21 protein-coding genes and 1 tRNA gene are annotated in these 21,460 nt (G+C 72.2%); 9 read left to right on the plus strand and 13 right to left on the minus strand.

Annotated features, from left to right (window positions below):
- Positions 1-136 precede the first annotated feature (136 nt).
- Genes ACWEVS_RS05060 through ACWEVS_RS05070 form a run of 3 tightly spaced genes read right to left on the minus strand, consistent with a single transcriptional unit; the run spans position 137 to position 2,846 of the window.
- Positions 137-1,075 carry an ornithine cyclodeaminase family protein gene (locus ACWEVS_RS05060; RefSeq protein ID WP_452549999.1) on the minus strand — a complete coding sequence of 313 codons (939 nt, stop codon included), beginning with the start codon at positions 1,073-1,075 and terminating at the stop codon, positions 137-139.
- Positions 1,072-2,205, minus strand: a complete 1,134-nt coding sequence (locus ACWEVS_RS05065) for an aminotransferase class I/II-fold pyridoxal phosphate-dependent enzyme (RefSeq protein WP_452550000.1) — start codon at positions 2,203-2,205, stop codon at positions 1,072-1,074. Before ACWEVS_RS05065 ends, ACWEVS_RS05060 begins: the two co-directional genes overlap by 4 nt.
- Positions 2,202-2,846, minus strand: a complete 645-nt coding sequence (locus tag ACWEVS_RS05070; protein WP_449915679.1) for a helix-turn-helix transcriptional regulator — start codon at positions 2,844-2,846, stop codon at positions 2,202-2,204. The genes ACWEVS_RS05065 and ACWEVS_RS05070 overlap by 4 nt, the downstream gene beginning before the upstream one ends.
- 186 nt (positions 2,847-3,032) lie before the next feature.
- On the opposite strand from ACWEVS_RS05070, the gene mptB reads away from it, so the two are divergent.
- On the plus strand, positions 3,033-4,472 hold the full coding sequence (gene mptB / locus ACWEVS_RS05075; protein ID WP_452413056.1) for a polyprenol phosphomannose-dependent alpha 1,6 mannosyltransferase MptB: 1,440 nt from the start codon (positions 3,033-3,035) through the stop codon (positions 4,470-4,472).
- On the opposite strand, the gene ACWEVS_RS05080 is transcribed toward mptB, so the two are convergent.
- On the minus strand, positions 4,372-6,588 hold the full coding sequence (locus ACWEVS_RS05080; RefSeq protein ID WP_452550002.1) for a hypothetical protein: 2,217 nt from the start codon (positions 6,586-6,588) through the stop codon (positions 4,372-4,374). The two genes, mptB and ACWEVS_RS05080, sit on opposite strands and share 101 nt — an antisense overlap.
- Positions 6,589-6,656: 68 nt before the next feature.
- Between ACWEVS_RS05080 and ACWEVS_RS05085 the strand changes: the two genes are divergently transcribed.
- The 4 genes from ACWEVS_RS05085 to serS all read left to right on the plus strand — a co-directional run bounded on the left by ACWEVS_RS05085 (position 6,657) and on the right by serS (position 10,565).
- A complete protein-coding gene (locus ACWEVS_RS05085; protein ID WP_452550004.1) occupies positions 6,657-7,844 on the plus strand; it encodes a glycosyltransferase 87 family protein in 1,188 nt (395 codons plus the stop codon).
- Between the two features lie 13 nt (positions 7,845-7,857).
- On the plus strand, positions 7,858-8,271 hold the full coding sequence (locus ACWEVS_RS05090) for a DUF4446 family protein (RefSeq protein ID WP_452550006.1): 414 nt from the start codon (positions 7,858-7,860) through the stop codon (positions 8,269-8,271).
- 13 nt (positions 8,272-8,284) lie between these two features.
- Positions 8,285-9,205 (plus strand): prephenate dehydratase, encoded by a 921-nt coding sequence (pheA, locus tag ACWEVS_RS05095; protein ID WP_452413059.1) that lies wholly within the window; start codon positions 8,285-8,287, stop codon positions 9,203-9,205.
- 97 nt (positions 9,206-9,302) lie between these two features.
- Complete coding sequence (serS, locus tag ACWEVS_RS05100; protein WP_354920502.1) at positions 9,303-10,565, plus strand: serine--tRNA ligase; 1,263 nt, start codon at positions 9,303-9,305, stop codon at positions 10,563-10,565.
- A gap of 191 nt (positions 10,566-10,756) precedes the next feature.
- Here serS and ACWEVS_RS05105 read toward each other — a convergent pair whose 3' ends face one another.
- From ACWEVS_RS05105 to ACWEVS_RS05115, 3 genes are all read right to left on the minus strand, one after another.
- Positions 10,757-11,686, minus strand: a complete 930-nt coding sequence (locus ACWEVS_RS05105) for an aminoglycoside phosphotransferase family protein (RefSeq protein WP_452550008.1) — start codon at positions 11,684-11,686, stop codon at positions 10,757-10,759.
- A gap of 386 nt (positions 11,687-12,072) precedes the next feature.
- A complete protein-coding gene (locus ACWEVS_RS05110) occupies positions 12,073-12,645 on the minus strand; it encodes a Pr6Pr family membrane protein (RefSeq protein ID WP_452413061.1) in 573 nt (190 codons plus the stop codon).
- A gap of 41 nt (positions 12,646-12,686) precedes the next feature.
- Positions 12,687-13,232: a TetR/AcrR family transcriptional regulator gene (locus ACWEVS_RS05115; RefSeq protein ID WP_354920507.1), complete on the minus strand. Its 546-nt coding sequence runs from the start codon at positions 13,230-13,232 to the stop codon at positions 12,687-12,689.
- Between the two features lie 90 nt (positions 13,233-13,322).
- Here ACWEVS_RS05115 and ACWEVS_RS05120 point away from each other — a divergent pair, with 90 nt between their 5' ends.
- The gene (locus ACWEVS_RS05120) at positions 13,323-14,465 is read left to right on the plus strand and encodes an FAD-dependent oxidoreductase (RefSeq protein WP_452413063.1); all 1,143 of its coding nucleotides are present in this window, start codon (positions 13,323-13,325) and stop codon (positions 14,463-14,465) included.
- 82 nt (positions 14,466-14,547) lie between these two features.
- Here the strand turns inward: ACWEVS_RS05120 and ACWEVS_RS05125 are convergent, their stop codons facing one another.
- Complete coding sequence (locus ACWEVS_RS05125) at positions 14,548-14,751, minus strand: cold-shock protein (protein ID WP_354920513.1); 204 nt, start codon at positions 14,749-14,751, stop codon at positions 14,548-14,550.
- Between the two features lie 222 nt (positions 14,752-14,973).
- Between ACWEVS_RS05125 and ACWEVS_RS05130 the strand changes: the two genes are divergently transcribed.
- Entirely contained in the window at positions 14,974-15,783 is an 810-nt protein-coding gene (locus tag ACWEVS_RS05130; protein ID WP_449915699.1) for an HAD family hydrolase, read from the plus strand.
- Here ACWEVS_RS05130 and ACWEVS_RS05135 read toward each other — a convergent pair.
- Complete coding sequence (locus ACWEVS_RS05135; protein WP_354920519.1) at positions 15,774-16,289, minus strand: bacterial proteasome activator family protein; 516 nt, start codon at positions 16,287-16,289, stop codon at positions 15,774-15,776. The genes ACWEVS_RS05130 and ACWEVS_RS05135 overlap by 10 nt on opposite strands.
- 52 nt (positions 16,290-16,341) lie before the next feature.
- The gene (locus ACWEVS_RS05140; RefSeq protein ID WP_452550010.1) at positions 16,342-17,310 is read right to left on the minus strand and encodes an NAD(P)H-quinone oxidoreductase; all 969 of its coding nucleotides are present in this window, start codon (positions 17,308-17,310) and stop codon (positions 16,342-16,344) included.
- A gap of 115 nt (positions 17,311-17,425) precedes the next feature.
- Between ACWEVS_RS05140 and ACWEVS_RS05145 the strand changes: the two genes are divergently transcribed.
- Entirely contained in the window at positions 17,426-19,282 is a 1,857-nt protein-coding gene (locus tag ACWEVS_RS05145) for a nucleotide-binding protein (RefSeq protein ID WP_452550012.1), read from the plus strand.
- 1 nt (position 19,283) lies between these two features.
- Here ACWEVS_RS05145 and ACWEVS_RS05150 read toward each other — a convergent pair.
- Positions 19,284-19,370, minus strand: a tRNA-Ser gene (locus ACWEVS_RS05150).
- A gap of 85 nt (positions 19,371-19,455) precedes the next feature.
- Between ACWEVS_RS05150 and ACWEVS_RS05155 the strand changes: the two genes are divergently transcribed.
- Positions 19,456-19,761, plus strand: a complete 306-nt coding sequence (locus ACWEVS_RS05155) for an STAS domain-containing protein (protein ID WP_449915705.1) — start codon at positions 19,456-19,458, stop codon at positions 19,759-19,761.
- A 10-nt stretch (positions 19,762-19,771) separates the two neighbouring features.
- Here ACWEVS_RS05155 and ACWEVS_RS05160 read toward each other — a convergent pair whose 3' ends face one another.
- Together ACWEVS_RS05160 and ACWEVS_RS05165 are read right to left on the minus strand one after the other, a co-directional pair.
- Positions 19,772-20,467: a TIGR03943 family putative permease subunit gene (locus tag ACWEVS_RS05160; RefSeq protein WP_452550215.1), complete on the minus strand. Its 696-nt coding sequence runs from the start codon at positions 20,465-20,467 to the stop codon at positions 19,772-19,774.
- A gap of 5 nt (positions 20,468-20,472) precedes the next feature.
- Entirely contained in the window at positions 20,473-21,453 is a 981-nt protein-coding gene (locus tag ACWEVS_RS05165; protein ID WP_449915707.1) for a permease, read from the minus strand.
- Positions 21,454-21,460: the final 7 nt, after the last annotated feature.

The raw sequence follows: 21,460 nt of genomic DNA on the forward strand, positions 1-21,460 counted from the left end.
TACGCGCCCCGCACGCGCGCCACCCGCCCACGCCGCGCTTTCCGGAACCCCGCCCCGCTCGCATGCTGCCGTCTGCGAGTCCGTCGTCCGGGCTGTTCGTGTACGGGGTTCCGGGCAGGGCGGTGAGGAGTGGTGGCTAGGGGGCGCTGTTGATCAGGGCCGAGGCGAGGACCGCGTCGAGGGCGCCGACGCCGGTGAGGTCGGCGACCGTGACGGCCGTGGCCGATCGCCGCACCGGGCCGGCCAGGACGGCTCCCGCGGCCGTGTCGGCGTGTTCGGCCACCGCCCCCGCTCGCACCGCGTGGCCGTAATCCCCGTGGTGCAGGCACTGGGCGTGGTCGTCCGTCACGATCGTCTCCGCCCGGCGGAACAGGTCGGCCGGTAGTTCGTTCTTGTGCGGCATGTCCGCGCCGACGCCGGTGACGTGGGCTCCCGGCCTGACCGCCGCGGCGTCCAGCACCGGCGCGGTGGCGGGTGTCGTGGTGATGACGATGTCGGCCCCGGCCGCCTCGCCGGCGGAGGCGGGCCTGGCCGGGTACCCGCGTTCGCCGAGCCAGTCGCACAGCGCGGCCGCCTTGGGCGGGGTCCTGCCGTGGACCAGCACCCCGGTGAGGGGGCGCAGCATGCCCAGCCATTCCACCTGCAGCCTGGCCTGCTCGCCGGTGCCGAACACCCCTACCGTGTCCGCGTCGGCCCTGGACATCGCGTGGGTGACGAGCGCGCCCGCGGCCGCTGTACGCCAGGCGGTCAGCCGTCCCCTGTCGTCGAGGACGGCCCGCACCTCGCCGGTGTGCGCGCTGACGACGCAGACCAGCCCGTGGTTGGTCGGAATGCCGCGGTCGGGGTTCCGGTAGAACCCAGAGATGATCTTGACGACGAAGTCGTCGGCGCCGGTGATCCACCCCGCCTTGACGTGGCAGTCGCCTTCCGCCTCGGGGAAGTCCAGGTGGAGGGGCGCGGGTACGGTGGTGCGGCCTTCGGCGTGGGCGATGAGCGCGGCGCGAACGGTGTCGAGGACGGTGGCCGGCCGGGCCGCCGCCTCCAGCGCTTCGAGGCCCAGGACGGTGACGGTCATCGGCGGCCGCGCAGCCATGCCGCGAAGGCGTCGAGCGCGGGCTCGGGATCGCGACGCCCGACGCCGATGCGGAACCGGTCGGTGGGCGTCGCGGTGAGCTCGGAACGGTAGACGCCGGCCGGCAGCAGCAGGACCCCCGCCTGTTCGACCAGGTCGGTGCAGAAGGCTTCCACCCCGTCGCCACCCAGGTAGCGGGGGTAGGCCACGCAGCCGCCGTCGGGCGCCCGCCACTGGAACAGCTCGCCGAACTCGGCGAAGAACGCGTCGAACACCGGAAGGTTGGCGGCGATGATGCCGCGGTTGCGGTCCAGGATCCGCTCGCGGGCCTTGACGGCGATGCGGGCGAGCACCTCGCTCGGCGCCGAGTTGCAGATCGTCGTGTAGTGCTTGGCGCGTTCGAGCCGCGAGCGCAGCTTCCTGTCGCGGCAGACGATCCAGCCGATCCGCAGTCCCGGCATGCCCAGCGACTTCGAGGTGACGTTCAGCGACAGGGCGCTGTCCGACAGGTCGGCCGCCTGCGGCAGGGTGCGGGAGGGGTCGAGTTCGAGCCCGCGGTAGACCTCGTCGCTGAACAGGTGGATCCCGCGCTCGTCGCACAGCCGGGCCAGGCGGGTGAAGTCCTCCGCGTCGATGATCTTCCCGGTCGGGTTGTTGGGGAAGTTGACGGACACCACCCGGGTGTTCGGGCGGAGGGCCGCGACGACCTGGTCCAGGTCCAGCGCCCAGTCGCGTTCCTGGTCCAGGGCGACGCCGGTCACGTCGCACAGCGAGAGCGGCACGGTCTCGGCGGACTGGTAGTTGGGCGTGACGACGACCGCGTGGTCACCGGGCCCGAGCAGGACCTGCATGGCCACGTACAGGGCCTCTTCGGCGCCCGCGAAGCAGATCACGTCGTCGGCGTCGGCGTGGGTGTAGGTGTCCGCGACGGCCTGCCGCAGGGCCGGGTCGCCGAAGGTCTCGGTGTAGCCGAGCGACAGCGTCTCCCAGGCGTGGCGGTCCTGGTCGTCGGCCAGCGCGAGCAGTTCGGTCATGGTCATCGTCTGGGCGTCGGAGGCCGTCAGATGGTGGCGGGCGGTGAACTCCCAGCGCGAGAAGTAGGTCTCCAGCCGGAAGTCTGGCAGTCGGGTCACGAGTCGTTCCTTTGCACCTTGAGCTCGGCGAGCAGGGCGTAGAGGGTGGAGCGCGACACCTTGAGCGCGCCGGCGACGACGGGGGCCGCCCGCCGTACGGCGAACACGCCCGCCGCGTCGAGCTCGGTGAGGACGGCGAGGCGGTCCTCACGCCCGAGGCGTTCGACCGGGCGGCCGCGGTCGCGGACGAACGAGCCGATGATCTGGTGCACCCGCTCGACCCAGTCCTGTTCGAACAACGCCTCGGGACGTGGCCGCACGGGTGCGGCGAAGCCCGCCAGCAGCGCGGCTGCCTGGTCCAGGGGGGTGCGGTCGAGGTTGACGCACAGGAGGGCCGACGGCCGCCCGTCGGGATCGCGCAGCACGGCGCTGACCGACGACAGCCGGCGGCCGTCGGCGAGCAGCTTCTGGTACGGGCCGTAGACGTCGTGGGCCGACGGATCCAGGCCGTCCAGCTCGCCCAGCAGGGAGGGGTCGCCGGCCGTGCGGTTGCTCATCGGGTTCCAGATGGCCAGCACCTGGTCATGTGCCACGTCGTGCAGGACCACTTCGGCGTAGGGGCCCAGCAGCAGGGCTATCGCCTGGCACACCGGCGCCCATGTCCGTACGCGCGGGTCCGCGTCATCCGCCACCATCTCCATGTTTGGACTATACGTCCAGACTGGACATTCAGTCCAGACAGTGGTTGCCCGCGGCAGGCGGACCCGGTGGCAGCGGGGCCGAGGGAGCGCTGGGACCGGGGGAGCCGCCCGGTCCGAGGTTCGCCGCGGAGGGGCGCGGTGTGGGGTCCGGGCGCGAGGGCGGCGATGATGTGCTGGAATTTCCGGGTGACATCGCAGGCGGGAACCGAGCCGAGGCCAGGGCTGGCCACGTTCGCCGCTCCCCTGCTCGTCGGCGTGTCGGTCCTGCTGACCGTCACGATCGGGCTGCTCGGCCCCTCGGCGATGGTCCCCGGGCTCGCCGGTCCCGCCTGGCAGCCGCCGTACTGGCTGGCCGCCGGCCCCGCGCCGCACCTCGTCATCGCGCTCGGCGCGACGGCCGTCGTCACCGGCGGGCTCGGGCTGGCCGTCGGGCTGCTGCACCTGCGCGGCGGCGGCCGGCTGCCCGCGCGCGGCCTGGTCATGGCCGGGTACGGCGCCGCCGTGGCGCTCGCGTTCCTGCCGCCGTCCGGCTCGGCCGACCACCTGAACTACGCCGCCTACGGGCGCATGGTCACGCTCGGCCTCGACCCCTACGCCCACGGCGCGGTCGACCTGCCCGGCGATCCCGTCGCGGCGGCGGTGGAGCGACCCTGGCGCGAGGAGCCCAGCGTCTACGGGCCGGTCGCCACGGCGGTCCAGGCGCTGGCGAGCTGGATCGGCGGCGACTCCGTCCGGTTGACGATCTTCGTTCTGTCGCTCGTCAACGCCGCCGCGTTCATCGCCACCGGGCTGCTCCTCGACCGTTTCACCCGCGCCGACCCCGTGCTGCGGTCACGGGCGGCGCTGCTGTGGACGGCCAACCCGCTCCTGCTGTACCACCTCGTCGCCGGGCTGCACGTCGACACGCTGGCCATCGCCTTCATGGTGGCCGCGCTGATGCTGAACGGCACGCCCACGGCCGGGGCGATGCTCGGGCTCGGCGTGGCGGTGAAGCTCAACGCCGGCATCGTGGCGCTCGGCCCGGCGTGGGAGCTGCGCCGCCGTCCCGGGCGCCTGGCCCTGGTCGCGGGGACGGCGCTGGCTGTGGCCGCGGCGGGCTACCTGTGGGCCGGCGCCCACGCCTTCGACCAGGTGAGCAGGGCGGGCAAAGCCATCTCGCTGGCCTCCTACTGGCGGATCGTCCAGGGCTGGCTGCAGGCCGTCGTCGGCACGGGCAGCGCCTACCGGGGCGAGATCCAGGTCGGCGCGTTCGTCGTGATGGGGCTGCTGGCGTGGGCGCTGTTCAGGCTCCAGCGGCCGCCCGCCGACGCGGTCAGGGTGGCGGCGGTGCTCGTCGTGGCGTACGTGTTCGCCACGCCGTACATCCTGCCCTGGTACGACGGGCTGGCGTTCGCGCTGGTGGCCATGTGGGCGGTGGCCGGGGTCGAGCTCTTCCTCGTCGCCCACCTCACGCTGCTGTCGCTGGCCTACCTGCCCGCCAGGGTCGACGGCCAGCCCGCCGACCTGGCGTGGCTGACGACGGTCGTCAGGGCGCAGGTGGTGCCGTGGCTGCTGCTGGCGCTGACGGCGGCTCTGGCGTGGTGGGCGTGGCGAGCTGGAGGGCGCGCACGCAGGCGGCCAGCGTGAGCGGCACCGCGACCGTCAGCGCCATGGCGGGGATCGCGATGCCGGAGTCGTTGACAAGGAATCCGACGAAGGCGCACGTCAGCGCCCCGAACAGCCCGGCACGCAGGGTGGGCGCGAAGCCGTAGGCGCGGCCGAGCGCCGAGGCGCCCCACCGCGAGGGCCGGTCCAGGACGAAGAACAGGAAGGCCAGCGCCACCAGCGACAGCAGGGTCAGCTGCCAGTTGCCCACGGTGATGCCGATCATCGAGCTGAACTTGCGCCACACCACGGCCGGCGCCTGCCCGTCGATGATCTGCTGGACGAACGTGCCGAGGTGGGTGCGCTGGTCGGCGGGCCGCAGCCAGTCGGCGAAGGCGATGGCCCCGATGAGGGCGGCGCCGGCCAGCCCCACCAGCAGCAGCTTGACCAGCGACACCCGGCGGCCCGACAGCAGGATGAGGAAGACGGCCAGCCCGATCACGAACGCCGGCACCCCGCCGAAGTCGGCGCCCCAGCCGGGCCAGCCGTCGGCGAACACGGCGAAGCCCCCGTAGGCGGCGCACAGCAGCACGACCAGCGGCCTGGACAGGCGGCCGAGCAGCCAGGAGGCGACGCCGGCCAGCGCGAGGATCGTGCCGGTCGCGCACACGGCGAAGGCGATGTTGCTGAAGCCGTAGAAGCGGCCGCCGGTGACGGGCTCGTAGCCGGTGACGGCGTTGACCTGCAGCCGGGACCCGGTCATGACGTCGACGACCAGCGCCAGCGAGGTGATGCCGGCCACGACGGTGAGCGGCCCGAGCACGTGGGACCGCCAGGGGCCGGCGAAGGCGAGCCCGGTGATGATCCCGGCGATGGCCACGATGGTGACGATCACGGCGAGCATCGGCCCGCCCACGCTCCACCACGGCACGAGCTGGGCCAGGAAGGTGGACACCGCGACGGACCCGCTCAGCACCGCGACCACCTGGACGGCGACGAGCACCCGTGAGGCGGCCGCGTCGGGCACGGCGGCGGAGGCGGCCCCGTCAGGTACGGCGTCGGAGGCGGCCGACCTGCGGCGGCGCAGGACGATCGCGGCGACCGCGTAGAAGAGCACCTGCACCGCCACGAAGACGGCGAAGAACGGCCCTCTCACCTCGCGCAGCGTCTGGCTGGCCCGGTTCTGGTCGGTGAGCGTGGCGGCGGTCTCGGCGACGGTGGGCGGCGCGGCGCCGTCGTTCTCCCACGTCCTGCCGACCACGCCGGTGGGGCGCTCGATGCCGAGCAGGCGCAGCGCGGTCGCGGTCACGTCGGTGATCGTGACGAGCCCGTCCTGGCGGGTGGAGGCGGCGGTCAGCAGGCCGTGGCGGAACGGCGCGCCCTCGGCGACGGCGACGTGGAGCTGGGCGGCTCCCGAGGTGTCGGACAGCCCGGCGACGAGGATCGTGGTGCCGGGCGGCAGCCGGTCGACGAAGGCGCCGATCTGGTGGTCGGCCTGGGCGGCGGCCGTCAGCCGTTGCGCCGGGTCGAGGTCGGCGGGGACGCCGTCGGCGTCGCGCGGCTGGGTGTTCCAGACGTCGGCGAGCGCGCCGGCCTCCATCACCAGCAGGTCGAAGTTGGCGGGATCGGTCAATTCCTCGGGGGTCGCCGCGTAGTGCGGCACCCGCCCCGCCCTGTCGGCCGCGGCCAGCGCCGCGCCGGGCCCGACGGCCGCCACCCTGCCTCCCGCGTCGGCGACGGCCTGGCCGAGCGTGCCCGGCACCGCGTCGTAGCCGGTCGTCCCCTGGAAGGCGGTCAGCTCGGCCCAGCCAGGGACGACCCCGCCGGCGGGAGGACGGGGCAGTTCGCAGCCGGGCGCCCCGGCCCGCTGACCGGCCGACACCGTCAGCCACCCGGCCATCGGGCACGCGGTGCCCCGGTTCGGCGGCGGCACCACCCGCGTCGACAGCGACGCGGACGCGCCCTCGCCGACCAGCCGCCACAGCGTCGGGGTGAGCCTGGCGTCCAGCACGTCGCTCCACTGCAGCCCCGGCACCCCGATGAGCGCCACCCGCCCCCGCGCGGTCGCCCCGGCCGCCGGTGAAGGGCTCGCCACCAGGACGGTGGCGAGCACGGCGAGCAGGCCCAGGCACAGGCGTGCCAGGGTGCGGTGCGGCATGGCGGGACCCCCGTGGTCGTAGCAGTCGGCGCGCTCGATCGGTAGCAGCCACGGTAACGTGCCACATCGTGACAGGTGGTGCAGTGCCCGCGCTCGGGCGACGATGGTGGCTGTGGCCGCTGGCCGTGGCGCTCGTCGCGCTGGCGGTCTGGCCGCTGGTCGAGACGTGGCTGACAAACGCCGGCGACCAGCGCCTGGTCGACCTCGACGTCTACCGTACGGGCGGGCAGATGGTGCTGGAGGGCCGGCCCGTCTACGACTTCTTCACCCCGGCCCCGCAGCTGCTGCCGTTCACCTACCCGCCGGTCGCGGCGCTGCTGGCCGTACCGCTGGCGTGGATGTCGTGGGAGACCGCGCAGTGGGTGTGGACGGTCGGGATCTACGCCGCGCTGGCCGTGACCGTGGGCTTCGCCTTCCGGCCGGTCGTCAACAGGAACCCGCTGGTGTTCGCGTTCCTGATGGTGGCGTGCGCCTACCTGATGCCGATCCGCGACCAGGTCCGCTTCGGGCAGGTGGACATCCTGCTGGTGGCGCTGTGCCTGGCCGACTGCGCGGCGAAACGGCCGTGGTGGCCGCGCGGCCTCCTGATCGGCCTGGCCACGGCGGTGAAGCTCACCCCCGGCGTCTTCCTGATCTACCTGCTCGTCACCCGGCAGTGGAAGACCTTCTGGATGGCGACGTTCAGCACGGCGCTGTTCACGCTCATGCCGTTCGCCGTCATCCCCCGCGACGCGGTCGACTTCTGGTTCAGGGCGCTGCTCGACCCCGAGCGCCTCGGCGCCAACGCCGCCACCACCAACCAGTCGATGCGGGGCATGCTCATCCGGCTCTACCTCGACCCCACGCTGACGTCGGTCCTCTGGATCGCGCTCGTGGCCGTCGTCGGCTGGTACGGCTTCCGCTTCGCCAGGCAGGCCCTCGACAGGGGCGACCTCATGACCTCGGTGGCGCTGGTCGGGCTGATGGCCGTGCTGCTGTCACCCGTGGCGTGGATCCACCACCTGGCCTGGGTGGTGGTCGTCCTCGGCGCGCTGGTGGGCAACGGCCACGACGTCGTACGGCTGCGCGTGGCGGTCGGCGTGTGGCTCTACTACGTGCTGCCGATCCCGTGGTGGGGCGTGGCGATCAAGGCGGCGGAGATCCCCGTCGTGAGCCCCGTCGTCGGGAAGATCGTGCAGAACGCCTTCGGGCTCGGCGCCGTCGCGCTCGTCTGGCTGCTTGGCGTCTGGTTGCCCAAACGGCGCCAGATCTTGTGACACTCTTGGTGATGTGTTGATTACTCTCTGGCTCGTCGTGGGCGTCCTCCCCGGGGTCAGTGGCGCCGTCATCGGCTGGCTCGCGCTCAGGCGGGCGCGCGAGGCCCTCGACGACTGCCGGCGGATGCTCGCCCGGCAGGCCGCCGGCAGGGGTGACCTCAAGGCGATCCGCGACGTGGCGGTCTACCGCTACGACGCGCTCCATGAGATGACCGGCCGCCTCTCGTTCTCGATCGCCATGATCAACGGCCTGGGCGACGGCATCGTGCTCACGTCCATCAACGGCCGCTCCGAGACCCGCACCTACGTGCGTCCGGTGGTCGGCGGCAAGGGCGCGCAGCCGTTGTCGCCCGAGGAGGAAGAGGCCGTACGCGCGGCCAGGCTCGGCCTCGGACCCGAGTTCGAACCACAGATGGCGAGGCGTTGACTACCCTGTAGTCATGTCTCGTCTCGCCTATCTCGGGCCGGAGGGCACCTTCACCGAAGAGGCCCTGCGGCTCATGGCGCCCGACGCCGAGCGCCTGCCCTGCGCCACCGTCAGCGCGGCGCTCAACGCCTGCCGCACCGGCGAGGCCGACGGGGCGGTCGTCCCCCTGGAGAACTCCCTCGAGGGCGCGATCACCTCGACGCTCGACGAGTTCGCCTGGGGCGAGCCGCTGCTCATCACGGCGGAGCTGCTGCTGCCGGTGCAGTTCTCGCTGCTGGCCAGGCCCGACACCGAGCTCAGGCACATCAAGCGCGTCTACACCCACCCGGCCGCGATCACCCAGTGCAGGGGCTTCATCGCCAGGGAGCTGCCCGACGCGGTCGTCGTCGCCGCCCCCTCCACGGCCGCCGCGGCCCAGGAGGTCTCGCTGCCGGGCTCGCCGTACGACGCGGCGATCGCGGCGCGCATCGCCGGTGAGCACTACGGCCTGGTCGAGATCGCCGCCGACATCGGCGACAGGTCCGACACGGTGACCCGCTTCGTCAGGGTCGCCCGCCCGGGGCCGCTGCCCGAGCCGACCGGCGCCGACCGCACCACGCTCGTGGTCTTCCTCACCGACGACCACCCTGGCGCGCTGCTGGAGATGCTGACCGAGTTCTCGGTGCGCGGGGTCAACCTGACCCGCATCGAGTCGCGCCCCACGGGCGAGGGCATCGGGCGCTACTTCTTCCACTTCGACTTCGAGGGTCACGTCGCCGACGCCCGGGTCGGCGAGGCGCTGTCCGGCCTGCACCGGGTCTGCGGCGAGGTGCGCTTCCTCGGCAGCTACCCGCGGGCCGACGGGGTCGCCCCCCAGGCCAAAAGGGGTACGGCGGACGCCGACTTCGCCGAGGCCGGCGACTGGCTGGCGCGCATCCGGTCGGGCCGGGTCTGACCGGCGTCCCTCGGCGCCACCAGCGCGTCCGCCCCGGACGCCGCACCAGATGGGAAAGCGGGCGCGGGCGGAGGTGACGGGTCGGTAGCCTTGGGGTGTGATTGACCTGCGTACCCTTCGTGAGGACCCCGACCGGCTACGGGCTTCGCAGCGTGCCCGCGGTGAGGACGACGCCGTCGTCGACACGCTGCTCGACCTGGACGAGCGCCGCCGCGCCGCGCTGACCTCGTTCGAGTCTCTGCGCGCCGAGCAGAAGTCCATGGGCAAGTCGGTCTCCAAGGCCTCGGGCGAGGAGAAGCAGGCGCTGCTGCAGCGGGCCAAGGACCTCGCCGGCCAGGTCAAGACGGCCGAGGCCGAGGCCGAGAAGCTCGCCGCCGAGCTGGAGGAGCTGCTCGGCACCATCCCCAACATCGTCTCGACCGAGGCGCCCCACGGCGGCGAGGACGACTACGTCGTGCTGGAGACCGTCGGCGAGCCGCGCCAGTTCGACTTCGAGCCGCGCGACCACCTGGAGCTCGGCGAGCTGCTCGGCGCCATCGACATGGAGCGCGGCGCCAAGGTGTCCGGCTCGCGCTTCTTCTTCCTGCGCGGCGTCGGCGCGCGGCTGCAGCTCGGAATGCTCAACATGGCCATGCAGCAGGCGATCGAGTCGGGCTTCATCCCGATGATCACGCCGGTGCTGGTCAAGCCCGAGACCATGGCCGGCACCGGTTTCCACGTCGCCCACGACAAGGAGATCTACCGCCTGCCCGACGACGACCTCTACCTGGTCGGCACCTCCGAGGTGTCGATGGCGGGCTACCACGGCGACGAGATCGTCGACGGCGGGCAGCTGCCGCTGCGCTACGCGGGCTGGTCGTCGTGCTTCCGGCGCGAGGCGGGCTCCTACGGCAAGGACACCCGCGGCATCATCCGTGTGCACCAGTTCGACAAGGTCGAGATGTTCTCCTACTGCAGGCCGGAGGAGGCCGAGGCCGAGCACCTGCGGCTGCTCGCGTGGGAGAAGGAGATGCTGGCCAAGATCGAGGTGCCGTACCGCATCATCGACACCGCGGCGGGCGATCTCGGCATGTCGGCGGCGCGCAAGTTCGACTGCGAGGCGTGGATCCCGACCCAGGGGCGTTACCGGGAGCTGACCTCGACGTCCAACTGCACCGAGTTCCAGGCGCGCAGGCTGGGCGCCAGGTTCCGCGACAAGGACGGCAAGCCGCAGTTCCTGGCCACCCTCAACGGCACGCTCGCCACCACCCGGTGGATCGTCGCCATCCTGGAGAACCACCAGCAGGCCGACGGCTCGGTCGTGGTGCCCAAGGCGCTGCGGCCTTACGTGGGCCTCGACGTCCTGGAGCCGGCCAAGTAGCCCGCCCGCGGCCCCGCACGCCCGGCGTGCGGGGCCGTCACGTTTAGCGGCCCCGTGCCCGTCGCGCGGGGCCGTCACCCTTAGCGGCCCTGCGCCTGTCGCGCGGGGCCGTCACTTTTAGCGGCCCCGTGCCCGGCGTGCGGGGCCGTCACGTTTAGCGGCCCCGCGCCTGTCGCGTGGGGCCGACGTCGTCATCCCCGTACGGCAGGGGCCGCGCGGTCCAGCAGGGCCGTGGCGATGGCGACCTGGGCGGGCTCGAGCGCGCCCCTGCCGTCCTCGATGTCCCACAGCGCGTTCTGCAGGACGCGGCCGAGCGTCCAGCCGGTCGCCCGCTGCCGGTCCAGGCCGAGGGCCTCGGTCAGCAGGTCGAAGCGGCGCAGCACCGTACGCTCGACGTCGCCGGTCGCCGCCACCTGATCCCATCGGATGTCCAGCGCCGGCAGCAGCTCGAACCCGGGGTCGCCGGCCAGCGGTTCGGGGTCGATGGCCAGCCAGGGCTGCCGCTCCCCTGCCAGGACGTTGCCGTCGTGCAGGTCCCAGTGCAGCAGGCGGTCGCCGGCTTCACCGGCCAGTTCGGCCACCGCGGCCGCGCAGGTGCGCAGCAGCCGCTGCTCGGCGGGGTCACGCAGGGCCGGGACGGCCTGCGGTACCTCGTCGAGCATGGCGGCGGCGATGTCGGCAAGCCGCCGCAGGCCGGCCGGGGCCGGTTGCGCGGTCAGGCGGGCCATCAGGTCGGCGAGGACCGGCATGACCGCGTGGTCGCCGGGCACCGTCGCCAGCGTCCTGGCCGCGTCCAGGCGTTCCAGCAGCTGGGCGCCGCTCTCCTCGTCGTGGTCGAGCAGACGCACGATGCCGTCGCCGTTCCAGGCTCGCAGGCCGGTGGCGACGCCCGCGGTCTCCTCCCTCAGCTGCTGCAGTTTGAGGACGGCGGGCGTGCCGTCGGCCCGGCGCACGGGCAGGACGAGCGAGGCCATGCCGTGGGCGGCCGGGCCGTCGGGGCGCAGCTCCCAGCGCTCCAGCAGGTCGCCGCCGAGGCGGGGGAGCACGGCGAGCCAGGCGCGCGCCTCAGCACCGTTGGCGCCGTAGGACGCGGCGAACGCGTCGGGGACGTCGATGGTCATGAGTGAGGTGTCTCCTTCGTCGGGCCGGAGTCGGATGTGACAGGCGGGCGAAGGAGATCGCGGGGGTGCCCGGGGCCCGGGCAGGCGTCAGAGCATGTCTCCACCTTAGACGACGTCGATCACCTTCGCGCCAGCCGGATCACCCCTCGGACCAGGCGAATCACCCCTTCAGGCCGCTCCTCGGGGCAGGTCGATCACCCTCGGGGCAGGTCGCTCGGCCCTCCGGGCAGGTCGATCACCCTCGGGGCAGGTCGCCCGTCTCTCGGGTCAGGTCACCCGTCCCTCCGGGCAGGTCGATCACCCTCGGGGCAGGTCACCCCTCCGGGCAGGTCGATCACCCTCGGGGCAGGTCGATCACCTTCGGGGCAGGTCGCCCGTCTCTCGGGTCAGGCGGCCCGCTCCCGGCGCGCGGCCAGACGGTGGAGGGCGACGAGACCGTAGCCGGCCGTCACGAACAGCGTGACGAAGGCGAGCGCTGCCACCGCGTAGTCGGTCCAGGCCAGGGTGTCCAGACCCAGGTGCCTGCCGGCCATGCGGCGCGGCAGGCCGGGCGCCGCCACCAGCACCAGCGCCGCGTACGCCAGCGGGAAGGCCAGCCATCTCAGCGGGTCGGCCCGGTGCGGACGGCGCGACCGGTCGAAGGCCGTCCAGTCGACCAGCGCCATCACGGGGGTCACGACGTGCAGCAGGAGGTTGCCCCAGTGCCGCGGCCCGCCGCCGAGGTCGGGCAGCGGCAGGGCGACGAACGCCACCATGCCGGTGATCACCAGGTACAGCGTCACGGCACCCTTGACCGTGGCCGACGTCTCGCGACCGAGCAGCCGCCACAGGTAGTAGGCGGCCAGCAGGATGTTGCTCTGCACCGTGAAGGCCACCCAAGGGTTCCTGAGCACGGCCACCAGGCACGCGATGCCGCCGAGGGCGGCTGACACCATGACGATCCGCCAGATCGTTCGCATGCCCGACACCCTAGACACCGTGATCATGTCGCGGCGGCCGGTCAGGCGGTCAGGTAGCGCTGGAGGGTGGGACCGAGCCAGGCGACGATCTCGTCGTGCGTCATGGCGACCACCGGCGGCAGCCTCAGGATGTAGCGGGCCAACGCCATGCCGAGGATCTGGGAGGCCGCCAGGCCGGCCCGGACGGGTGCCGAGGCGGGATCGGGGCACAGGCGGGCGGCCACGGGCGCGAGCTGGGCGGCGAAGATCTCCCGCATGCGCCCGGCGGCGGCCTCGTTGGTGACACCGGTACGGAGCAGCACCTGGAGCGCCTCGTCGGCCTCCCACAGCGACAGGAAGTGCCTGACCATCGCGGCCCCCACCTCCTCGGGGGCCGTCGCGGTCAGGTCGGGGAAGCGCAGGTCGATGTGGGCGGCCGCGGCGAACAGCTTCTCCTTGGCGCCGAAGTAGCGCATCACCATGGCCGGGTCGATGCCCACGTCCGCGGCGATGGCCCTGATGGTGGCCTTCTCGTAGCCGTCGGCGGCGAAGCGTTCCCTGGCGGCGGCCAGGATCGCCGCCTTGGTGTCCTCGGACGTTCTCCTCATGTCGACAACTGTAGGCCAACAAGTGTTGACATGCCACTCGCCGCGGGGTCATAGTGATGCCAACAAGCGTTGACCGGAAGGAAGTGCGAGATGAACACCAGCACGGACGTCCTCGTCATCGGCGCCGGCCCCACCGGGCTCGCCGTCGCCGTGTCCCTCGCCCAGCAGGGCTTCGACGTCACCGTCGCCGACGACCAGGCCGAGGGGGACAACACCTCCCGCGCGGCCGTCGTCCATGCCCGCACCCTCGAGGTGCTCGAACCGCTCGGCGTCACCGCGACCATGACCGCGCGCGGCATCCACTCCCCCCGCTTCACGATCAGGGACAGGGACAGGGTGCTGGTGCCCGTCGACTTCCGGCGGCTGCCGACCGCCTACCCCTACACGCTGATGATCTCCCAGGCCGACACCGAGCGGATCCTGCTGGCCAGGCTGGAGGCGCTCGGCGGGCGCGTCGCCAGGCCGTACCGGCTGGTGGGGCTGGAGCAGGACGGCGAGGGCGTCACGGCGGCCTTCGACGACGGCAGCCAGGTGCGGGCGAGGTACCTCGTCGGAGCGGACGGCATGCACAGCACCGTGCGTGAGCAGGCGGGCATCGGCTTCACCGGCGGGACGTACGCGGAGTCGTTCTCCCTGGCCGACGTACGGCTGCGCGGCGGCGTCCCGGCCGACGAGGTCGAGCTGTTCTTCTCCCCCGAGGGCCTGGTGGTGGTCGCGCCCCTGCCGGGAGGCGCGTTCAGGATCGTGGCGACGGTCGACCAGGCGCCGGACAAGCCGGACGTGGCCTTCGTGCAGCGCCTGCTCGACCTGCGCGGCCCCGCGAAGGAGCCGGTGGTGATCGAGGAGGTCGTCTGGGGATCGCGCTTCAGGGTGCACCACAGGGTCGCCGACAGCTACCGTGCCGGGCGCGTGGTGCTCGCGGGCGACGCCGCCCACGTGCACAGCCCGGCGGGCGGGCAGGGGATGAACGCGGGCCTGCAGGACGCGGCGGCGCTCGGAGAGGCGCTGGGCGAGGCGCTGCGGACCGGCTCGGACGGCCCGCTGGACGGCTACGCGGCCCGGCGGCGGCCTGCGGCCGAGCAGGTGGTGAGGTTCGCCGGGCGGCTCACCGGGCTGGCGACGGTCGGCAGGCGGTGGCGCCCGCTGCGGAACGTCCTGCTCAGGGTGCTGGCGGTGCTCCCGGTCTTCAGGAAGAGGCTGGCGTGGCGGCTGTCGGGGCTGGTGTACCGCTGAGCGCCGGGGACGGCCACGAGGAGGCGGACACGAGAAGAGCGGAGACCTGGATGGTCCCCGCTCTCAACTCGTAGCTATCAGGTCAGACAGCGCGAACCTGGGAGGCCTGCGGCCCCTTCTGGCCCTGCGTGATCTCGAACTCGACCCGCGCGCCGTCCTCAAGGCTGCGGTAGCCGGAGCCGACGATCTCGGAGAAGTGCACGAACACGTCCGGCGCACCGCCGTCCGGGGCGATGAAGCCGAAGCCCTTCTCGGCGTTGAACCACTTGACGGTTCCCTGAGCCATAAAAGCTCTCCCTCAGGATGTGAATCTATGGGACCCGCACCTCGCGAATCCCGGTGTGTCGTACAGCAAGCACCCGGGGTGGCTCAGACAATCTCGTGCCGGTTTTCACTTCGGGATCAGCTAATACAACGCCATCACATCTAACACCATTCCGCCGCGTTGGTGTTCCCGCGCCGGGAAGATTTCTGGACTGCGGCCGCACAGTGCAAACTGGAAGCTGTTATGCCGAGCCACTCTCCCGCCCCTCGACTCGTCGCCACCGACCTCGACGGGACCGCCCTCCGCGCCGACGGAACCGTGTCCTCGCGCACCGCCGCGGCCTTCGCCGAGGTCGAGCGCGCCGGGGCGATGCTGGTCTTCGTCACAGGCCGTCCGCCCAGGTGGATGCAGGTGGTCGCCAATGCCGTACGGCACCGCGGACTGGCCATCTGCGCCAACGGAGCGCTGCTCTACGACCTCCACACCGAGCGGATCGTGGAGTCCCACCTCATCGAGGCCGACATCCTCGAAGAGGTCGTCGCTCAGCTTCGAGCGAACGTCCCCGATCTGACATTTTCGGTCGAGTACGAAGGCGGATTTGCGCACGAGTCGGATTTCCGGCTCAGCGGCATCGACAGCAAGGCCGTGGCGGGGCTGCGAGTCGGCACCTCGACGCTCACCTCGCGCCCCTGTGCCAAGCTCCTGGCCCTTCATCCCGGAATGGACCCCGACAGCCTCCACGCGGCCGTCCACGAGCTTGTCGGCCACCTGGTGACCGCCACCCACTCCAGCGGCAGGGCGCTGGTCGAGATGAGCGCTCAGGGCGTGACGAAGGCCTCCGCCCTCGCCACGCTGTCGGCGGCGCACGGGATCGAGCCCGACGAGGTCATCGCGTTCGGCGACATGCCGAACGACCTGCCCATGCTCGCCTGGGCAGGCACCTCCTACGCCGTGGCCAACGCCCATCCCGACGTGCTCGCCGCGGTCGACCACGTGACCGCGGCGAACGACGACGACGGCGTGGCGGCGGTGCTGGAAGAGCTCTACAGGTAGGGGCCGGAGCCGCTGGCCCGCTGCGCGTCCTGCTGCGTCAACCCGCCGGGCAGCGCCTTGCGCATCTGCTCCAGCTGGGCACGGGCCGCCATCTGCTGCGCGAAGAGGGTGGTCTGTATCCCGTGGAACAAGCCTTCAAGCCATCCGACGAGCTGGGCGTGGGCGATGCGCAACTCGGCGTCACTCGGCGGGGTGCCGTTGTCGTCGGTGAACGGCAGCGACAACCGCTCGAGCTCCTCGACCAGCTCGGGGGCGAGACCGTCCTCGAGCTCCTTGATGGAGCTCTCGTGGATCTCCTTCAACCGCTTGCGGCTGGCCTCGTCGAGAGGCGCCGCCCTGACCTCTTCCAACAGGGTGCGGATCATGCTGCCGATGCGCATCACCTTGGCGGGCTGCTCGACCAGGTTGGTGATCGACCGCTCGTCGTGCGCATCACTATCGCCCTGGGCGCTGATGCCCTCGGGTCCCACCACCACGATGTGGGGGGTGTTCTCCTCAGCGTTCATGCCCTCAAACCTACCTGCAACTGGCGCAGGTGCCTCGTGGTAGCCGAAGCTCCTACTCCTCGGGACGGGCCTCCAGCAGGATCTTGCCCACGTGCGACCCGGAGTCGAGAAGCTCGTGGGCGCGGGCGGCCTCGGCCATCGGCAGCCGCGCGTGCACGACGGGCCTGACCGCGCCCGCCGCCACCAGCGGCCACACGTCGGACACCACCCCGCGCACGATCGCGCCCTTCTCGTCCACCGGCCTGGAGCGCAGCGTGGTGCCGTGGACGGCGGCGCGCTTCCTGGTCAGCGCGTGAAGGTCGAGCTCGCCCCTGGCGCCGCCCTGCAGCCCGATCACGACCAGGCGCCCGCCGGTCCTGAGCGCCTTGACGTTCCCCGGGAGATACCTGGCCCCCATGATGTCGAGGATCACGTCCGCCTGGACCTTCTCCGCGAAGTCCTCGGTGCGGTAGTCGATCGCCTCGTCGGCGCCCAGCTCCCGGCAGCGCTCGGCCTTCTCCGGCGACCCGACCGTCACCACCACGCGCGCGCCGAACGCCTTGGCGAGCTGGATCGCGGTCGTGCCGATGCCGCTCGCGCCGCCGTGCACCAGCAGCGTCTCGCCGCGCCGGAGCCTGGCCGTCATGAAGACGTTCGACCACACCGTGCAGACCGTCTCGGGCAGTCCCGCCGCCTCGGTCAGCGACAGCCCGCCGGGCGCGGGCATGACCTGCTGCCACGGCACGGCGACGCGCTCGGCGTAGCCTCCGCCGGCCAGCAGCGCGCAGACCCGGTCGCCGACCTCGAACCCGACGACGTCGGGGCCGGCCTCGGAGATCACCCCCGAGCACTCCAGGCCCGGATAGGGCGAGGCGCCGGGCGGCGGGTCGTAGAAGCCCAGCCGCTGGATCACATCGGCTCTGTTGACCGCGGAGGCCGTGACATCGATCACGACTTCGCCCCGCTCAGGGCGAGGGTCCGGCACCTCCCGCCACTCCAGAACCTCAGGTCCACCGGGCTTGGTGATGACAATCGCTCGCATGCGACCCACCGTAGCCGGGCACGGAACTTGTGGGTTGGCTGCATTCGACGGAACACAGGGCGTTAATCTGCAAGGTGTTTGCTGCCCCTTTACACCCGTCCCGAGGGGGAACACGGTGGCCCGGCACGATCGTGAGGAATCTCTCGAGGAACAGCTCGCCTGGCTCGACGCCATCAAGGAGAACGACGAGGAGTCCGTCAAGGTCAGCGCCAAGACCGGTGCCGTCGCCGTAGCCGCGGACGACACCGTCGTTTCACCGTATCCGAAAGACCCGTGGCTGTCGGTGCCGACCGAGCAGGAGACCCCGACCCCGCCGCTGTTCCGCGCCGCGGTCGACTCGGTGTACGGCCCCGAGGCGGCGCAGGAGCCCCCGGCCGAGGACTCTCCGGAGGAGGAAGTGCCGGAGGAGGCAGCCTCTGAGGAGACGGCGCCGGCGGAGCCCCGGCCCCCGGCCTTCGGACGGGACGACGACGCCTTCATGGCGCCGCTGAAGCCGCTGCCCCGGCCGGACGACACCGACTCCTACCGGATGACGGCCTTCGACAAGCCGCTCGAGAGCGAGCCCGCGGGCAGCATGTTCGACCCGCTGCCGGCCGAGGAGCGCACGGACCCCTCCTGGCCGCGTCCGGCGTGGCCGCAGCCGCCCGCCGAGAGCTTCGAGGGCATCACGGACGTGGAGACGGTCGAGGGCGAGGTGGTCGACACCGAACCGGCCGTCCAGCCGCCGCGCCAGGAGAAGCCGGCCTTCGAGGGCTTCTCGTTCGGCCTGCCCAGGGAGGCCGACTCCGCGTCCCCGCGCTTCGTGACCGAGCCCCACGAGCCGGCCTGGCACGAGCCCGCGCGCCCCGAGCCGACGCGGCACCAGGCCGAGTACGACGAGGATCGCCACGAGACCCGGCCGTGGATCGAGCCGCCCGCGCTGGAGACCTCGGTCGAGACCTCGGTGGAGGTGGTCGTGCAGGAGGAGCCCTTCCCCGTACGGCGCCGCCCCCAGCCGCCCGTTCCGGCGTTCGCCGCGCCGCCCCGCCCGCCCGCCGGCGACCGGCCGACCGCCGAGAGCCTCGACCCCGACTCGCTGCTGCGCGGCAGGCGGAACGCTCCCGCCAAGGGCTGGCGCCGCCTGGTCTACAAGGCGTCGGCAGGGTGGATCAAGCCCGGCGAGCCCGCGGACGTCCGCCGTCGCAGGGCGCTGGTGTCCAGGGCGCGCACCCCTGTCTCGGCGGGGCACCACCGCGTCGCGGTGCTCAGCCTGAAGGGCGGCGTCGGCAAGACCACCACGACGGTCGGCCTGGGCGCCACGCTGGCGCAGGTCCGCGGCGACAGGGTGATCGCGGTCGACGCCAACCCCGACCGCGGCACGCTGTCGGACAAGCTGGAGCTGGAGACCTCGGCGACCGTGCGCGACCTGCTCAACGAGCGCGCGCAGATCAAGCGGTACGTCGACATCAGGGCCTTCACCTCGCAGGCCACCTCACGCCTCGAGGTGCTCGCCTCCGACCGCGACCCGTCGGTGTCGGAGGCCTTCAGCGCCGCCGACTACCAGCAGGTCGCGCAGGTGCTGGAGAACTTCTACTCCATCTGCATCACCGACTGCGGCACCGGCCTGCTCCACTCGGCGATGTCGGGTGTGCTGGGCCTGGCCGACCAGATCGTGCTGGTCAGCTCGCCGTCGGTGGACGGCGCGCGGGCCGCCTCGGCGACGCTCGACTGGCTGGAGGCGCACCACTACGGCGACCTGGTCGGGAGCGCGACGGTGGTGCTGTGCAGCGTGCGGCCGCGTTCCAAGTCCGCGGTGGACATCGCCAAGCTGGAGGCGCACTTCGCGGCGCGGTGCCGTACGGTGGTCCGCGTGCCGTACGACCCGCATCTGGAAGAGGGCGCCGAGATCGACCTCGACCGGCTGCAGGAGCCGACGCGGGACGCCTATCTGCAGCTCGCCGCGGCCGTCGGAGACGGCTTCGCGGGAGCGTGAGCGGAGGGTAAGGGATTCGAACCCTTGAGGCCATCGCTGACCTGGCCGCTTTCAAGGCGGCTGCACTCGTCCACTATGCGAACCCTCCAGTGCGCACACCACCATAGCGGCTAACGCTGCCTCCGGCAGAGGTGTACCGTCGGGAGAAGGCTCCTACACCGGAGGCAACCGCGTTGGCCGAACTGAATGTCGAGGTGGAGCGCTCCACGGGGGCGGCGGTCGTGCGGCTGGAGGGTGACCTCGACAAGCTCACCGCGTCGGTGCTCGACCACCACCTGTCGCAGTTGCTGGAGGAGGGCGTCCACACGATCGTGGTCGACACCGCGGGGCTGGACTTCTGCGACTCCAGCGGGCTCTGGGTGCTGATCGACCATCTGCGTCACGTGCGGGAGCGCGGCGGCAGCCTACGTCTCACGGGAGTCCACGGCGTGCTGCGCCGGGTGCTCGAGGTGACCGGGCTCAACGCCGCCTTCCCCTGATCCCGCCGGCCTACTCGTACGGTTCCGACGGGGCCGCGACCGGCTTCACATCGACGGCGGCCAGCTCGGCGTGGACGACGCCGGTGGTGTCCTCGTCCACCTCGGTCGGCACCCACGTGCCCGTGACCTCGACCCACGTGTCCGGCTCCGGCGGGGGCGCGTCACGCACGATCACCTTCAGCGCGTAGGCGTCGGCGGCGCAGCAGGCCAGCTGCATCCTCGTGACGTACCACTGCCCCTTCTTCCTGGACGGCGTGACGAAGCCGGTGAGCCTGACCGTCCTGCCCTTCAACGTCTGGCTGGAGTCGCTGAACACCCTGCCGATGAACTCGCTCATCGGCATCTCGGCCGGTTCGTCGCCCTTCAGCGGCGCGTAGGCGTCCAGCGCCTGCGGCCGGGGCGGCGGAGCGTCCGACCTGGCCGCGGCGAACGAGCCGAGAGCAGGCGGCGCGATCAGGAAGACGGCGAACACCGGCAGGCACAGCAGCCACGCCACCCTCGGCCCGTGATGGTAGCCGTCGCCGTCGTGGTCGCCGGGAGCGGCCCTGCGGACCAGGCCGAGCAGCCCGATCACGAAGATCACCAGACCCGCCGCGACGAGGAACGGGCGGAAGCCCGGCTTGACGTAGTTGACGTAGGTGGTGGAGAACGCCGAGATGCGCAGCAGCGCGCCGCCGAGCAGCATCAGGACCAGGTTCTGCGACATCCGGCTCACAGCAGGATCCATCCGACGAGGACACCGGCCGTGATCGCGACGGCCAGCGTGACGGGCACGAACCTCGCCGCGAACGCCCTGCCGAACGTCCCGGCCTGCAGCGCGATCAGTTTGAGGTCGACCATCGGACCGACCACCATGAAGACCAGCCTGGCCGTCGGCGAGAAGGCCGACAGCGAGGCGGCGACGAACGCGTCGGCCTCCGAGCAGATCGACAGCAGCACCGCGAGCGACGCCAGCACCAGCACCGACAACCACGGCACCCCGGCCACCGCGGTGAGCCACTCGCGCGGCACGACGACGTTGAGCGTGGCGGCGGCCAGCCCGCCGACGATGAGGAAACCTCCCGCGTGCAGCAGGTCGTGGCGCATGGCCGCCAGGAACGAGCCGTGGTGGTGGCCCCTGGCGCGCAGCCATTCGCTCCTGCCGAAGCGCAGCCACAGCCAGCCCACGCACACCGCGGCGACCAGCGACGCCGCGAAGCGGGCCAGCACCATCAGCGGCTCACCAGGGAAGGCGACCGCCGTGGCGACCAGCACCACCGGGTTGATCGCGGGCGAGGACAGCAGGAACGCCAGCGCCGCGGCGGGCGTGACACCCTTCCTGATCAGCCCGGACGCCACCGGCACCGAGGCGCACTCGCAGCCGGGCAGCACCGCCCCCGCCAGTCCCGCCACCGGCACCGCCACCGCGGGCCGTTTCGGCAGCGCCCTGGTCCAGAAACCCTCGGGCACGAACGCCGCGATCGCCGCCGACAGCGCCACCCCGAACACCAGGAACGGCAGCGCCTGCACGCAGATCGCCACGAAGATCGTGGCCCACGTCTGCAGCCCTGGATCCGTCAGCTGGGGTGCGAGCAGGAACCTGCCCGCCAGCAGGGCGGCGACGATGCCGAGGAACAGCCACGGAAGCTGCCTGCCGGTGCGCGGCCGGCCCCATTCGTCGGGCGGGATCTCCAGTGTCCGGGGGACAGACATGGGCACA

The organism is Nonomuraea sp. NPDC003754 (assembly GCF_053605785.1).

Excerpts from the sequence above, each read along its gene's own strand:
- ACWEVS_RS05120 (WP_452413063.1), top strand. The coding sequence starts at position 13,323 with ATGAACACCAGCACGGACGTCCTCGTCATCGGCGCCGGCCCCACCGGG.
- pheA (WP_452413059.1), top strand. The coding sequence starts at position 8,285 with ATGTCTCGTCTCGCCTATCTCGGGCCGGAGGGCACCTTCACCGAAGAG.
- ACWEVS_RS05060 (WP_452549999.1), bottom strand. The coding sequence starts at position 1,075 with ATGACCGTCACCGTCCTGGGCCTCGAAGCGCTGGAGGCGGCGGCCCGG.
- ACWEVS_RS05080 (WP_452550002.1), bottom strand. The coding sequence starts at position 6,588 with ATGCCGCACCGCACCCTGGCACGCCTGTGCCTGGGCCTGCTCGCCGTG.
- ACWEVS_RS05135 (WP_354920519.1), bottom strand. The coding sequence starts at position 16,289 with ATGAACGCTGAGGAGAACACCCCCCACATCGTGGTGGTGGGACCCGAG.
- ACWEVS_RS05130 (WP_449915699.1), top strand. The coding sequence starts at position 14,974 with ATGCCGAGCCACTCTCCCGCCCCTCGACTCGTCGCCACCGACCTCGAC.
- ACWEVS_RS05140 (WP_452550010.1), bottom strand. The coding sequence starts at position 17,310 with ATGCGAGCGATTGTCATCACCAAGCCCGGTGGACCTGAGGTTCTGGAG.
- ACWEVS_RS05160 (WP_452550215.1), bottom strand. The coding sequence starts at position 20,467 with ATGTCGCAGAACCTGGTCCTGATGCTGCTCGGCGGCGCGCTGCTGCGC.
- ACWEVS_RS05125 (WP_354920513.1), bottom strand. The coding sequence starts at position 14,751 with ATGGCTCAGGGAACCGTCAAGTGGTTCAACGCCGAGAAGGGCTTCGGC.
- ACWEVS_RS05115 (WP_354920507.1), bottom strand. The coding sequence starts at position 13,232 with ATGAGGAGAACGTCCGAGGACACCAAGGCGGCGATCCTGGCCGCCGCC.
- ACWEVS_RS05105 (WP_452550008.1), bottom strand. The coding sequence starts at position 11,686 with ATGACCATCGACGTCCCCGACGCGTTCGCCGCGTCCTACGGCGCCAAC.
- ACWEVS_RS05110 (WP_452413061.1), bottom strand. The coding sequence starts at position 12,645 with ATGCGAACGATCTGGCGGATCGTCATGGTGTCAGCCGCCCTCGGCGGC.
- ACWEVS_RS05165 (WP_449915707.1), bottom strand. The coding sequence starts at position 21,453 with ATGTCTGTCCCCCGGACACTGGAGATCCCGCCCGACGAATGGGGCCGG.
- ACWEVS_RS05070 (WP_449915679.1), bottom strand. The coding sequence starts at position 2,846 with ATGGAGATGGTGGCGGATGACGCGGACCCGCGCGTACGGACATGGGCG.